At 60.2% G+C, this 14206-nt stretch carries 10 protein-coding genes; 4 read left to right on the plus strand and 6 right to left on the minus strand.

Annotated elements, in window-relative coordinates:
* Nucleotides 1-5: 5 nt before the first annotated feature.
* Together EBBID32_RS07900 and EBBID32_RS07905 are read right to left on the minus strand one after the other, a co-directional pair.
* Nucleotides 6-347 carry a Na+/H+ antiporter subunit C gene (locus EBBID32_RS07900; protein WP_006953671.1) on the minus strand — a complete coding sequence of 114 codons (342 nt, stop codon included), beginning with the start codon at nt 345-347 and terminating at the stop codon, nt 6-8.
* Nucleotides 347-3280 carry a monovalent cation/H+ antiporter subunit A gene (locus tag EBBID32_RS07905; RefSeq protein WP_006953673.1) on the minus strand — a complete coding sequence of 978 codons (2934 nt, stop codon included), beginning with the start codon at nt 3278-3280 and terminating at the stop codon, nt 347-349. Before EBBID32_RS07905 ends, EBBID32_RS07900 begins: the two co-directional genes overlap by 1 nt.
* Nucleotides 3281-3656: 376 nt before the next feature.
* On the opposite strand from EBBID32_RS07905, the gene EBBID32_RS07910 reads away from it, so the two are divergent.
* From EBBID32_RS07910 to EBBID32_RS23530, 3 genes are all read left to right on the plus strand, one after another.
* Nucleotides 3657-4556: a universal stress protein gene (locus tag EBBID32_RS07910; protein WP_037489633.1), complete on the plus strand. Its 900-nt coding sequence runs from the start codon at nt 3657-3659 to the stop codon at nt 4554-4556.
* A gap of 241 nt (nt 4557-4797) precedes the next feature.
* Nucleotides 4798-5229, plus strand: coding sequence for an META domain-containing protein (locus tag EBBID32_RS07915; protein ID WP_051093307.1), 432 nt, complete (start codon nt 4798-4800; stop codon nt 5227-5229).
* Between the two features lie 349 nt (nt 5230-5578).
* The gene (locus EBBID32_RS23530) at nt 5579-6085 is read left to right on the plus strand and encodes a GNAT family N-acetyltransferase (protein WP_231382143.1); all 507 of its coding nucleotides are present in this window, start codon (nt 5579-5581) and stop codon (nt 6083-6085) included.
* A 215-nt stretch (nt 6086-6300) separates the two neighbouring features.
* On the opposite strand, the gene EBBID32_RS07925 is transcribed toward EBBID32_RS23530, so the two are convergent.
* Nucleotides 6301-7188: a recombinase family protein gene (locus EBBID32_RS07925; protein ID WP_006953681.1), complete on the minus strand. Its 888-nt coding sequence runs from the start codon at nt 7186-7188 to the stop codon at nt 6301-6303.
* A gap of 458 nt (nt 7189-7646) precedes the next feature.
* On the opposite strand from EBBID32_RS07925, the gene EBBID32_RS07930 reads away from it, so the two are divergent.
* Entirely contained in the window at nt 7647-8666 is a 1020-nt protein-coding gene (locus tag EBBID32_RS07930) for a hypothetical protein (RefSeq protein WP_006953683.1), read from the plus strand.
* A gap of 1639 nt (nt 8667-10305) precedes the next feature.
* Here EBBID32_RS07930 and EBBID32_RS07940 read toward each other — a convergent pair.
* The 3 genes from EBBID32_RS07940 to EBBID32_RS07950 all read right to left on the minus strand — a co-directional run bounded on the left by EBBID32_RS07940 (nt 10306) and on the right by EBBID32_RS07950 (nt 13783).
* Entirely contained in the window at nt 10306-11430 is a 1125-nt protein-coding gene (locus EBBID32_RS07940; protein WP_006953686.1) for a replication initiator protein A, read from the minus strand.
* An 80-nt stretch (nt 11431-11510) separates the two neighbouring features.
* On the minus strand, nt 11511-12590 hold the full coding sequence (locus EBBID32_RS07945) for a ParB/RepB/Spo0J family partition protein (RefSeq protein WP_006953688.1): 1080 nt from the start codon (nt 12588-12590) through the stop codon (nt 11511-11513).
* On the minus strand, nt 12587-13783 hold the full coding sequence (locus EBBID32_RS07950; protein WP_037489715.1) for an AAA family ATPase: 1197 nt from the start codon (nt 13781-13783) through the stop codon (nt 12587-12589). Before EBBID32_RS07950 ends, EBBID32_RS07945 begins: the two co-directional genes overlap by 4 nt.
* Nucleotides 13784-14206 lie beyond the last annotated feature (423 nt).

Consider the following 14206-nt stretch of genomic DNA (forward strand, 5'->3'; position numbering starts at 1 on the left):
GCCGTTCACAGATCGTCCTCCTCGCCGTCGACATGGTCGGTCCCGGTCAGTCCGCGCGCAGCGAGGAGCACCACCAGCAGAAGCGCCGTGGTCGCGAACGAGATGACGATCGCGGTCAGGACCAGCGCTTGCGGCACGGGATCGACGAATTGTGCGGGATCTACTGCCCCCTTGCCAACGATCGGCGGGGCGTCTGTGCGCAGGCGTCCAGCGGCGACAATGAACAGGTTGACCGCGTAGGAGAGGAGGCACAGGCCGAGCACGACCTGGAAGGTCCTGGGCCGGAAGAGCAGCCACAGGCCGGAGGCCGTCAATGTCCCGATCGCCAGCGCGAGAACAGCTTCCATCAACCCTTGCCCTCGAGTTCCGTTGCTTCCTGTGCGGTGCCGTCCTCCGAACGGTTCGCACGCGGGCTGCGGATGGATTGGTGAGCCAGGGCGATGAGAATGAGCACCGTCGTGCCGACCACCACGGCAAAGACGCCGATATCAAACAGCAGTGCGCTCGCGACCGGTACCGATCCGATCAGCGGAAGATCGAGGTAGCTGAAATGCGTTGATAGGAAGGGATGGCCGAAGAACCAGGCGGCCCCGCCAGTCGCCGTCGCGCACAAAAGCCCCGCACTGATCCACCGGACCGGCCTGACGTTCAGGCGTGCCTCCACGGCTCTGGTGCCGTTCGCCATGTAGAGGAGAATGATCCCGATAGACGCCGTCAACCCGGCTGCAAATCCACCGCCCGGAAGATCATGACCCCGCACCAGCAGATAGAGCGCAAGGGTCAATATCACCGGGAACAGCCATTCCATGGTGACCCGCGGCACGAGCAGATAATGTCGTGCCGTGTCGCCGACCTTGTTGCCCTTGCGGGCATCGTCGAAGGCATTCTGTCTCTTTTGCTGCAACGGCATCTCGACGCTTTCAGCCGCCGGGCGGAAGCGCCTCAGGAGCGAGAACACCGTCAGGGCAACAATCGAGAGGACCGTGATTTCACCGAGCGTATCGAAACCGCGGAAATCGACAAGGATGACGTTGACGACGTTGGTTCCGCCCCCGCCCGGATAGGCCTGCTCCATGAAGTAGCGCGAGAGTCCCTCCGGTGTAGGACGGGTCATGATCGCATAGGAAAGAGCGGCGATGCCGGCCCCACCGACAAGGGCGACAAGCAGGTCCGCGCCGCGTCTGTAGCGCACCGAGAACGGCGCGATTGAACCAGCCCAGAAATCCGAGCGGCGCTGGGGCAGCCAACGCAATCCCAGCAGGAGCAGAACCAGTGTCACGATCTCCACAAGCAGTTGGGTCAGGCCGAGATCCGGCGCCGACAGCCAGATGAAACTGATGCACGTCGACAGCCCTGCAACGCCGACCATGATGAGCGCGGCCAGCCGGTGGAATTTGGCCTGCCACGCGGCCGCGATCGCACTGACCCCGCCCAGCATCCAAAGTACCGCGAACACCGGATCAATCAGCGTCCCTGCCACCGGGCCGGCCGTATAGCCCAGCCTGGCAAGCGGCAGCCCCACGGCGAGGAATGTGGTCAGCACCAGCAAGCGGAGCTGCACTTGCTGCCGCCTTGTCCCGAAGACCCCACGCAATCCGCGCGCGCCCTCGATGATCGCGGACAACACCGTCTCGAATGTGCGCCGCCCCTTCAACCGTCCGATCACCGGCGAGTTCTGCATGGCGTTCAGTCGCTGGCCGAAAAGCCGGTAGAGCACCGCACCGCCCACAAGGGCCACAGCGCTCATCAACAGAGGCAGGTTGAACCCGTGCCAGATCGCGAGGCTGTAGACCGGTGTCCGCTCACCTAGGACCGAACTGACCGCGGTCGTCAACAGCGGACCGATCGTCAGGGCCGGCAAAATCCCGACGAGCAGGCACAGCAGCACCAGGATCTCGATGGGCAGCCGCATCCAGTGCGGCGCTTCATGCGGCTCGCGAGGCAGTCCCACCGGCGGCGGCCCGAAGAACACCTGATGGATGAAGCGAACCGAGTAGAGTACGCTGAAGGTGCTGGCCAATGTCGCCAGCACGGGCAGGAAACGATCGAGGATGGTTCCACTGTGCGCCTCGAGCGCCTCGGCGAGGAACATTTCCTTCGACAGGAAGCCATTGAGCAAGGGAACTCCGGCCATTGCCGCCGCGGCGACCATGGCCAATGTGGCGGTGATCGGCATGAAACGAACCAGCCCGCTAAGCTTGCGCAAGTCGCGCGTTCCGGTCTCGTGATCAATGATCCCCGCCGCCATGAACAACGATGCCTTGAACGTCGCGTGGTTCACCGTGTGAAATATCGCGGCCACCGCCGCCAGCGGGCTGCCGAGCCCCAGCAGCAGCGTAATCAGCCCCAGATGGCTTATCGTCGAATAGGCGAGAAGTCCTTTCAGGTCTTGCTGGAAGATCGCCGCCCAAGCGCCGATCAGCAAGGTCGCAAGCCCCGTCGTCGAGACGATCAGATACCAGCTCTCGGTGCCCGACAGGGCCGGCCAGAACAGAATCAGGATGTAGATCCCCGCCTTAACCATCGTTGCCGAGTGGAGATAGGCGGATACCGGCGTTGGCGCGGCCATCGCGTGCGGCAGCCAGAAATGGAACGGGAATTGCGCGCTCTTCGTGAAGGCGCCGATCAGGACGAGGATCAGCGCCGGAAGATAGAGCGCATGCCCCCGGATTGCCTCGCCCGCAGCCAGAACTCGATCGACGTCGTAGCTGCCGGCGATGTGGCCGAGCAGCAGGAACCCGACCAGCAGACATACGCCTCCCGTCGCGGTCATGATAAGCGCCATTCGGGCACCGTCGCGAGCACTCTGGTTGTGGTGCCAGTAGCCGATCAGCAGGAAGGAGAAGAGGCTGGTCAACTCCCAGAAGAACGCGATCTGGATGAGATTGCCCGACAGGACCAGGCCCAGCATCGATCCCATGAAGGCCAGCAGGAAACTGAAGAAGCGCGGGACCGGGTCCTCGGCCGACATGTAGTAACGCGCATAAAGCACGACCAACGCCCCGATACCCAGGATAAGCAGCGCGAAAAGCCACGAGAAGCCGCCGAGGCGGACCGTGAGGTCGAGACCGAGCGACGGCAACCACGGTATCGTATGACGAACGATCGCGCCGTCGGCGAGAGCCGGATAGAAGCAAATGAGCAGGCCTAGAGCGGCGAACGTGACACCGCCCGCCATCGCGGCCGCCAGCGTCCGGGCACGCGTCGGCAGGAACGCCGAAGCCAGACTGCCCAGGAAGGGAAGCGCGAGAATGACGAGAAGATATCGCGCTTCCAACATGGGGGACGGGCTGCTCCTGGTTGCCTGATGTATCCCCTCGAGGACTTTCTGACGTTATGGTTGAAGTTTGGCGTCAGGGGCAAGGCTTGGTGATGCCTTTATTCTTTTCACCGTGCTGCGCCGCACGCGGCTTACCCGATTGCAGACAATCTATCCTGCCAGCAGGGCGCCGTTCGAAGAAGATTGGTGTAGCGGAGGCGGACAGCCGGAACACCTTGTCCTGAAGCAAGCCCAGCGACCAGCGGCTCCGCATTCGCAGCCCTGTTTTGAGAGCACCGCGCGACCGGTTCCAGGCGCCGAGCCTTCAGCCCCGGGCTGGCCTTGCCCCCACGAACCGACTAGCCTCATGCCTTACGGCAGAATGAAGGAGTAGCCCTTGACCGAGCTCATATCCATCCAGCCTCGCAGGATACTCGTTGCGACCGACCTCACTCCGCGCAGTGATCGCGCGCTCGATCGTGCCGTCCAATTGGCAGCAGAATTCGGCGCCGAGCTAATCGCCGCTCATATCCTGGACCCGGCGGAAACCCCCCAATATTTCGTCGACCGAAGCCGCCGATCATGGCGCAGGATTCCCGATCCGGTCGAACGAATGCGCTGGCAGCTAAGGCGCGACCTTGGTGGAGCATCCGAGGGAATCCGCGTGATCGTCGAAGAAGGCAATCCGGCTGAAAAACTCATCGATCTCGCGATACGCGAACAATGCGACCTGATCGTCACGGGCGATGCCGGTCCGGAATCCTTGAGCCGCATGATCTTCGGCAGTACCATCAACCGTATTGTCCGAGGTTCGACGGCACCCGTCCTCATGGTGCATGACAGGCCTACCCGGCGCTATCGGGACATCGTGATTGCCACCGATTTTACCGAAGCTTCGCTTCAGGCGCTCCAAACGGTCGCGGCCTTCTTCCCCACAAGCGATCTGACATTGTTTCATGGCTACGACATCCCTTACGCCGGCTTTATCGTCGACCGCGACATCGAGAGCGAACTCCGATCGATAGAGAAGGAGATCACGACGAAGTTCATGGCGGACGCCCGTATTACACCTAATGTGAAAAGCAGAACGGCAGTCATGATAGAGCATGGCTCGCCCGACGCCCTGTTGGGCGATTTCATCGACGAGCACAGCAGCGATCTCACGGTCATCGGTAGTCATGGGCGCGGCGCTATTTTCGATGCCCTGATCGGAAGCAATGCCAAGCGTCTGGTCGAGAGGCTCGAAGGAGATTTGCTCATCATCCGCTATATCGAGGGCGAGCAAGCCGATCGCTGAACGCATCCGCGCCCTGGGCTTCCCTGCTCCTGGCAACGATATTCTGGCGGATGATCGAACGCGTCGCACGGCTGAGACTGACCGTGAACGGGAGATGTGATAGATCGTCGGCCATCAGCGCCACTTCTCCCGCTTCTTTGAGCCAATCGACGATCTGGACCTTTAGATCGCGAGAAACATTTATTAACCGAACCTCCCCTCACCAGACCTTTTACGCCTCTTGATCCGAAGGAACAATTCGATGCCCCTTTTCAAGCCGACTATAGCCGCTGTAGCAACTGTACTGATCTCCGCTTGTGCCACGCCAGGTTCAAACATGTCGTCATCCCAGCCCGCGAGTCTCAATATCCTTCAGGCGGGTGAGTGGAAGGTCGAGGATATAGGCGGTCAAGGCGTGATCGATAACTCACCGGCGACGCTTCTGTTCAGCAAAGATGGCAAGCTTTCAGGCAATGCGAGTTGCAACCGCCTGATAGCCAGTTATACGGTAAACGGCACCAAGCTGACTATCAGTCCTGCCGGAACTACGATGATGGCATGCGCGCCTGCGTTGATGAATCAGGAGCAAAAGCTGGTCGATCTGCTCAGCACGGTCACAAGCTACAGCATAGATCAGACTGGGGCGCTCATCCTTGCATCTACATCGGGCAAGAAGCTCATAGCCCGCCGTTGACCTGTGTGGGGTGAGGGAACTGCGATAAAGGCCTTGCCGTGCTTGCCCTTCATGCTGGCCATGATGTCCGGAGCCGTGCCAGCGACTGCAATCTCACCCTATTGTCACGATCTCACCCGAAATGGAGTTGGGAAGTACGAGCCCATCGTGCCTTTTCAGGCAAGCCCAGGCCATTGGATGAGGTCCGCACGCTGATCCATACGAAGCGAGAGTGCAAGCTCTTGGCGGTCGCAAGCCCTTGAAGGTTATGAATTTCCGGCGCGCCAGCGGCTTTGCACTCGATGCCTCACTGTTCCTGCCAGTCCGCTGTCGCCCGCTGCTAGCCTTGGCAAACCGAAAGATGCTGCCGATGAACAAGCGACCAATGGCACCATATCGCTGGATACCTGCTTCCCCCGATAGCGCCGCCACGATCGCGGCCATCGCAGTGCAAGTCCACCCCGGTCATCCTGAGCGCGAGACGGTGTTCGCCAATCGACTTGCCCTTTATTCTGCGGGATGCCTCCTGCTGGTCGATGATGGCAGCCGAAACATATTGGGCTACGTGCTGGCGCATCCATGGAAGCGTGATCACAGCATCATGCTCGATCAAATAATAGAAAAACTCCCAATTTGGCCAGACTGCTTCTACCTGCATGATATTGCGTTGCTGCCCGAAACGCGTGGTCGAGGCATGGGGTATGCCGGCATCGCCGCGATCGAGAAAATTGCTCACAACGAACGACTTCCCTCGATTTCGCTCGTGGCCTTATCTGGCGCCCTGCCTTTCTGGACGCGCAACGGATTCCAGCCAACTGGCAAACCTGTGAGCCCAGACTACGGACCTGACGCGCGATATTTATCCAAGCCGCTATAGGATCGGACAAACAGGTCAGGAATGCCCGGCCGACCAAGGAAAGGCCGGTAACGGTCCACTCTGCCCGCTACAAACGAATGGAAAGAGCCTGGCTACGCCGTGGGGAGGCCCCTGCCCTCCTCCTCAGCCTTCCCGTGCTCATCAACAGGTCAGCAACAGCATCAAGCCATTCGAGGTACTCAGCGCGGTTGCTCCCTTGCATTCCGCAACCGCCTTTACTCCAACAAGCCAAGATGCCGTGCCCGCTCCTTTTCTCGCCGGACGCCTTCGGCCGACCACGTCAGACCACCGCGGGCCGTTGGTTCACGCAGATCTCGTGTAAGCCAGTTCGCCAAATCGCGTAGTGTTGCTTCAGGGTAATGCCGGATCCGATCCGCGATAAGGCGCGCGACCCGTGTGTCCGGTGGCAATCGCGGGGCTTTGTCAAGGATCACGCGGTCGGCGTAGCCTGCATGCACAAGCGCGCGGCAGGCCTTGACCAAGGTCCGTTCAGAAAATGACCTGACCGGCGGCGTGATCGATTGCAACTGCCGCACGACAAGTTTCCAGGGAAGATGCGGGCGCAGCCGCTCGACAGTCGGCAGCCACCGGTGCCGGCCACCGAGCAGATCGTTGAGATAACGCTCGCGGTGGCCATAGCCAATCTCCGCGATGGCGTGCCTATCTCGCGCCCGCATCTTTGGATTTCCGGGCTTGGCGCCACGTGCCACGGCCGCTTTCAGCCCTGCTCGCGTGCGTTCACGAATGAGGGCCCGCTCGAATTCCGCAAAGGCGCCCAGCATCTGGGTCATCAACATGCCCTGGGCGCTACCCGTGTCGATCGGGTCAAGGATGGATCGGAAGTACGCACCTTTCTTCCTGAGCGTCTCCGCGACCTCCAGAAGATGCGAAAGCGAACGGGCGAGCCGGTCAATTCGCACCACCAGCAGGGTGTCCCCTTCCCCCGCTCGATCGATTGCGCGTGCCAGCTGCGGCCGTTCGCGGCTCGCGCCGCTCGCCTTGTCCTCAAAGATGGTCGCACACCCGGCGGCACGAAGCGCATCGAGCTGCGCCGCGGTGTCCTGCTCATCCGTCGACACCCGCGCATACCCGATAATCGCCATCCCAAACCTGCCTTTTTTCTCCAGGGGTGGCTTTGTCACAAATAGCCAAATGAGGTCAACCGACCGGTTGCCCCCGTATGATATAGATATACCGAGCTCTGGCCAATGCCGAATGGTGGAGGTCAACTCGACCCGGCGACGTTGCCCCTGCACTGTCCGCCTCTTCCCGATGCCCGACGAGCGGCCGGACAAAGTCAGGCATGCCTTGCGAAACAAACCTCCATGACGCCCGGTTTTCCTGGGTTTCGCGTGCCGCGCGATGAACCCCGCCTACTGAAAGCGCAGAGATTTGGAACCGCTCAAACCCGCCACACCTGGAATAAGTGCCGCTTGCTGAGATTGGCAGGAACCACTTCTGGGATCGTGACGCGCCTGGCGTCCAATCGATAGCGATGGATCAGCTCCAGGGAGTATCCTGGCAAAGTTGACTGAGAGGCACTTTCAGTAAACAATCAGGCATGGGCAAGACGCTGCATCATGGTCGCTATGGCCCCGAATATACGCCGATCATGGCTTCCGCGATAACATCCTGCACGGCGGCAATTTCCCGGCTTGATGCCCGGATTTGCGTAAGTTCGATATCTTCGGCATGGACAACACGCGCTGCCTGGAGCGGCTATGCACGGGCCCTGCAATTGCAAGGTGTCGAGATCGACGAGATCGACGTATTTTCTTGGGGCTGCGGCCTCCAAATCCCAGGGCGTCCGATCCGTGCGACAAACACCGATTCGTTCGAACAGTTCGAGAATTGGCGCGCGACCTTGCGTAGCAACGACCCGTTCGTCTGGCGCGATGCCCTTCCCACCGCCATCAGCGACGCCGCGGTTGCAACCGAGCACCCTTCCCTCGTTCGCGCACTCGATCGCGTACGGCAGCACGCCCGCCTCGATGCGACAATCACCCCCTGGACTGGCCTTCCCTTCGAACTGCGCGACCAGAGACTGACGGCGGCCCCCCTGCCCTGCCTGACTGGTGGCGCCAAAGCACTGCGCCTCAAGCATCAGCCGGCCGGCTCTGACTGGCTCACCGCGGTCCGCGCGCTTGAAAGGGCTGCAGTTGATGGCCTGGCGCGGCTTGATCATCTGGAACGGCTCTACCGCGATGCCCAGCGAGCGATCGCGGGCGAATACCGGGTCGGCGCCCTTCCCTCGCTCGCGGCTCTCAGCTGCCACCGGCCATTGCTGTCGCCCCAATCGGTGGCGAACACTCTCGGAATGAGTGTTGCCGGTGCGAGCAAGCTGTTGGCACGCGCGGTTTCGACCGGCCTGCTCATCGAAACCACAACCCGGCAAACCTGGCGAATTTTCCTTGCTGCCGATCTGGCGATTGACTTCGGCTATGCGAAGCCCAAGCGAGGCCGACCCGTGAGTGCTGCTCCTCCCCCACCAGCCAGTCGGGAACTATCGGCTGTGTTTGATGCATTCGACGAAGAGATGGCGGCGATCGACAGCCTGCTCGCTGGATCAGGAGCGGCCTAATTGTTCTCTTTTTGTATGAAGCGAGTGGTTGAAATAGCCCGCGCCAGCGGCACATACTCCTCCAAGAAGACCGTTCGACCCAGTTCAGGTCCTCAAACTGCAGGAAACAAGCCCTCCAGAGAGGCCCATGCAGCGCGATTTTGAGAGTTTCCGATGCGGAAGTCGCCAGGGCGGCCCTTCGCGCCTGACGGGCTCCGTAAGGCCAATGTGGGCTGTTTCGTCTTTTGTTCCATTTGCAGGCGCCCGTGACGGTTGTCTGCCGCGTTTGTTGGATACGCAAGGGACTTGTGATTGGCTAGCCGGCTCAGGGCGCGCGATAAGGGGTGCGTCGAGATCGACGGGCGGAAGAATGCGACCGGCAGGTCGAATGGAACGGCTTGCGTCGTTTGGCGGGGTCGTTCCATTCTTTTCGATCCAGAGCCTAGCCCATATGATTTCCGCAGTTGCGTTGGGTTGCCCTCCCCTCCCCCATTTTTTTGCTCTCAATCATTTTTCAAAAGAGAGGAAAGCGCCGCAGGCGCTGTTAATTCCTTTAGACTCTAAGATAGAAAGTTAGCCTGTGGATTGGGTATCCCCGACTCGCGGATTCATCGTGAGTCGCGGCGTGCTGTCCGTTCCCGTAATACCGTCAGTCCGTTCCTGAAATACCGATTGGGACGTTCCCATTGGACCGTGATTCGGTTCCTGATGTACCGTGCAGCGTTCCTGAAATACCGTGAGGCAATCGTCCGGTGCGGAGCCCTCAGTCGGTCGGTAAAACGCGTTTTACTCGATGCTATCTTCATGGAATACCTGATTTTTCTGACGCTCGACAGCACAAAAGGGTGCTTGATATGGGGCGAATTGATCCTGGGTAACGGCTTTTGCGTCCTGAACTTCTGAGTGCCTGCGCGCGCGGGCTGATCTCGCCCACGGTATATTGGGAACGGCTTAAGCTTGCCTCGCAACCATGACCGGCAAAGTCTGCGCCGAAGCCGGGCGCTATGTCCGCTGTAAGGCTACTGCTTTGCAGTCTTTCGGCGCCGTGGACGCTGATCTTTGACGAGAAGAGCTTGGTTTGAGTGGGGTGTACGGTACTTCAGGAACGGGGCTTTGGCCGTGGTTGTGAGCAGGTCTCGGCGCGTCGGCTCACCCGCTTTGACATGATACGGCGCAATGCACGGTATTTCAGGAACGCCCGAAATGCGGTCATCAACTGCCCCTCCCCTCCCCGTTTCCTCTCAACGGGTCTGGATACGGACGGGAGCAATGTGGTGGACGCGCAAAGCAATGGGGCCTTCTCGATATGCTTGAGGCGACGCAAAGGGGGGAGTTCCTATCGGGCAATGCGTTCCCGTAGTACCGTCATGGCAACAGCGCGCTCCACGCTTCCCACTCACGTCACGCCGTTCAATGCTTTCAAAATGCGCTTGGTGACCGCGGGGCGCGAGCCTGCGTGTGTCTTGAGACGCAGGTGGCTCGCTGGGTCGAGGTTGGAAGCGGCCAGCGGGGCAGGGCCATTGGTTCGGGAGGCGGGCGTGGTCGCAGGCGGTACTTCAGGAACGGACGATCAAGGCCGCTAGGTCGAGGGCAGGGGCCTCGGGTCATCTCGATCCAAGGAGCGTTTCTGAAAGACCGTCCTGGCAGGCGAGCGCTCGAGTTAACCTGCCGGACGCTGCTTTGAGCAGAAGGTTGCAAAGATCTGGGTAATGTTCTTCGCATTGAAGGCAATTTCACGCTGACGCAGGAAACCGCGAAAATCGTCGGCAACCAGGCCATGATCTCGTTGCGGGCTAGGTAGATTCGCCCTGGCGATCGCTCCGAAGGCGGAATGTGCAATATGGCCGCTACCGGGAAATTCTATCACCGCCTCATCTTCCGCCGGGCTGCGTTGCGCAGGCGGCATGGCCGAAGGTGGGGCAGGGGAAGGGGAGGGCTTTGTGGCCTCTTCGGATAGCTCCCGTTCACGGCGGGTCATGCGCAGAAACGGTTCCGCATCGCCTCGCAGCTCGATCTCCAGAGCATAGCCGGGAAGGGCGTTCTCTCTCGCGATCTTGGACATTTCGAACTTGAACCTGCGATAATCGCCCTCGGCGCCCGATTTTTCGAAGAGCGTAGGCATGGAAATCGCGAAGCCATCGGTGCCGGCTCCGCCGGCATGCTTGCGGGCAACGCGGTACAGCCAGCGCTCGCGGCCGCCGGTGAGCGAAAAATAGGCGGGATCGATGGCGAGGACCCCGCCATCCATAAGCACGCCATCGTAAAACCATTTGGCGAGCGTGATCCGCATTCCGCGAACGCTTCCGGAGCGGTCCTTGAGTTGGCTGTAGCTGTCGATCCACGAGAACGTCGTCTCTACCGCGTCGCCCGAGCGTATATTCGTCTTGACGGTGGTCGACTGCAGCCGGTCCAGGGCATTGCCAAGCAGGTCGTAGGCTCGGCCACCGACTTCGCGCTTGAGTGTCCTGAGCATATCGTAGGGTACGACATGCAAGGTCTGGGGGATATCGTTCGTGCCGCGCCGCTTGTGCTCGATAAGAACCGAGGCGCAGTAGATCAGGATGTCGAGATCATAGATCGTCGCCAGACCATATTCCGAGTTCGCCGACACGTGAACGGTGATTTTTTTGTCGGGGCTGACATAGTCGATCGGCTTCAGGCGCTTGCGTTTGGACAGGGAGAAGAACGGCCGCTCCATCGTCTCGCGCTGATCCCGCAGAGGTAGCGCAGTCAGTTGGGGGAGGAATAGGTCTACCTGACCGTCTTCGCGGAAATCCTGTGGCATCTCGTGTCCTGCGGAAGGAGTAAAACGCGTTTTACTCCCAATCAACTATCTGAAAATAAACCATTATATCTGTTTCAACATCAGTTTCGGGAGAACTTCGCACTCTCGATCACGGGCCGCAAAGCATCGAGGATCTCATCGACGGAGGTCGCGCCTTTCGGGTTGATATTGATCGTGATTCCCTTTGCCTTTGTATCGGTCAGGACCTGTCCCAGCTCCTGACCCGTAGGCGCCGTCAGTGTCGGGCGAGGGCGCGCGGCCGGCTTCGCCTTCGGAACCTGTGCGGCTGCAGCGAGGCGCTCGCAGACCTTGCTTCCCTCGATCCGGCTCTGTCCGGCAGCCTTCAGCGCCCGCTGCTCCTCGCAAAGGGCGAGGGCGACGGCGATGATGTTGTCGCGATATCGTTCGTCCTTGAGCAGCGGAGAAAGGCGCATCCCGTGGCGCACCTTGAGATCCGCAGGATCGGCAAAGGCGTCGATAACCTCGTCCGGCAGCTCTGCGAGCTGCAGGAGATTGTGGAGGTTCTGTTTGGGGATCGCCAGACGCTCGGCCATCTGCGTGCGAACACCGTTGTAATAGGTCTCTGCCGCATGCCGATAATTGCGGGCGCGCTCGAGATCGGTGACGTCCTCGCGTTCGCGGTTCTCGAGATCGGCAAGCCTGAAGGCACCTTCATCATCGAGCGTCTCGATACGGGCAACGAGCTCGATCTCGGAGTGATTGTTGGCGTGCAGCCAGGAAATCGAGAAATGTCGCCGCGTGCCAACGATCAATTCGTAGGGGTGGTCGCCATTCGGTGTACGCCGCACGACGACAGGTTCACGATTGGTGCCTTCCTCACGGATCGACTCGATCAGGGAGGAGCAGCGTTCGTAGCTGAGCGCCGCGTAATCACGGGCATTACCCGGCCAAATCGAGCACTCCGATGGCTTCAGGCGAAGCGTGGGGCGTTTGACGGTGCGTGCAATTTCATCGAACGCGATCCCGCGCCGTTCGAGAAAAGAGGGGGCGGCGATTTCCTCTGCCGGCTTCTCGCGAACAGCGGGTTCCTGAGTGTCGAGGACGGCGGCAGGCGCGGTCGGCGCCGGTGCCGGCGTCGTGCCGATGCTCTCGATGGCGTTTGCCAGTAAGCTCCGCCGCTTGCCCCCCGCGCTGCTCATGCCGCCTCCGTCAGTCTATCGGTGCCAAGCTGTGCCATGCGTGACGGCCATTGCTTGCAGATATCCTTCTCGAGTTCGCGGAACACCATGTTGAGATTGTCCCGGCAGCGAATGTAGGTCTGGTGTGAGCCGTAGGGCTTGTTGATCTCGTAGATCGACGACATCGATAGCCCCGCGTTCTTGATTTCCTCGGACAGGAGGATCGGGGTGGAAAGCATTTGCCCTGCATAGGTCTTCTCCATGACCTGCAGCATCTGCGCCTCGTTCGTGCGACTGGGCTGAAACATGGTGCAGACAACCCGAATGAATCCATAGTCGATCGAAGTGTCGAATTTGGACACGAGGTCGACAGCTTCCCTGCACGTTTGCATGAAATGGATCGTCGACAGATAATCGAGCTGCCGGGCAGGGACGGGGATCAGCAGCCCATCGGCTGCGGTCAGAGTGTTAACGCCGAGAAAGCCCATGGCCGGCGGTGGGTCGAGAATGACGACATCATAATCGAGCCGGACCTCCTCAAGTCCGATCCGCAGCATGCGGAACGCACCGGCAATCGCTGTGGGGCCTTCCTCGATCGTGGCCGTCAGTTCCCATTCGGTATCCTGCAGCCCCAGGTTCGCCGGACAGATATCGATATTGGGCCAGGCAGTCTTCTGGATCGTCTTGCGCAATGAGTTGGCCTCGTCGATCCGCGGTGACAGAAAATTGGACAGCGTGTGGGTCTCGTCGACCAGGGCCTCAAGGTTCACGTCGAACATCACGCTCATTGACGCTTGTGGATCGCAGTCCACGACCAGGACGCGATAACCGCGTAGCGCCAGGTAGTCCGCCAGGTGCTTGCCGGTTGTCGATTTGCTCACGCCGCCTTTGAAATTCTGCACGGCGATGACGACGGCCCGTTCAGCGGGCAACTTGCCCATCTTGATGCCAAGCGCCTCGCGGATGGCGATCAGATCCTCAACCGTATAAAATCGCCGACCGTTGGCGGCCGTCTTGGGAGCTGGCAGCCTGCCACGCGCTTCTGCCTTGGAGAGAGCTTCTGGCGTTCGCCCGAGAAACTCCGCTGCTACCGAGGCACCCATGGAAATGTTGAGGGTCTTGCGGTCGGATGGGTCGATGGCGGCTTGCCGCAACACCGTCTTGGCATTCTCGCACGAGGTGATCATCGCATCGAGAATCTGACCCGACAGCATGAGCATGTCCCCCTTCTCAGTCTAAATTAGCCATGGTTCGTGAAAAAGGCCGCAAAATCACCCTCAATCCCGGACAGCTATGCCAAAGAGAGGGGGGCTAGTCAATTCCAGTGCGGATTTGGCAGGTTTGCCGGGACAAGGCGTTCATATCGGCATGAGTCAGGGACGATCGGACGCCGAGTGAAAATCCAACAAAATTCATGAAAAGAACAGGATTTTTTGCGTATCGGCAAAGACTATTCGCCCAATCCACCAAGCTTAGCGCCGCGTCCTGCAATTGGCTTGGCATATACGCGCGGCATTACGCCCGATGCGAATCGGTGCGGGGCAGAATTGTCAGTCAGCATGATGCTTCAGGTTTCGCGGAGTTCGTCGAACAGGGAGGGCTGGGCGTGCGGCAGGCCCCCCAAGAAGCCAGATCGC

This window comes from Sphingobium indicum BiD32 (genome assembly GCF_000382885.1).
In the GTDB taxonomy this organism is placed as follows: Bacteria; Pseudomonadota; Alphaproteobacteria; order Sphingomonadales; family Sphingomonadaceae; genus Sphingobium; species Sphingobium japonicum_C.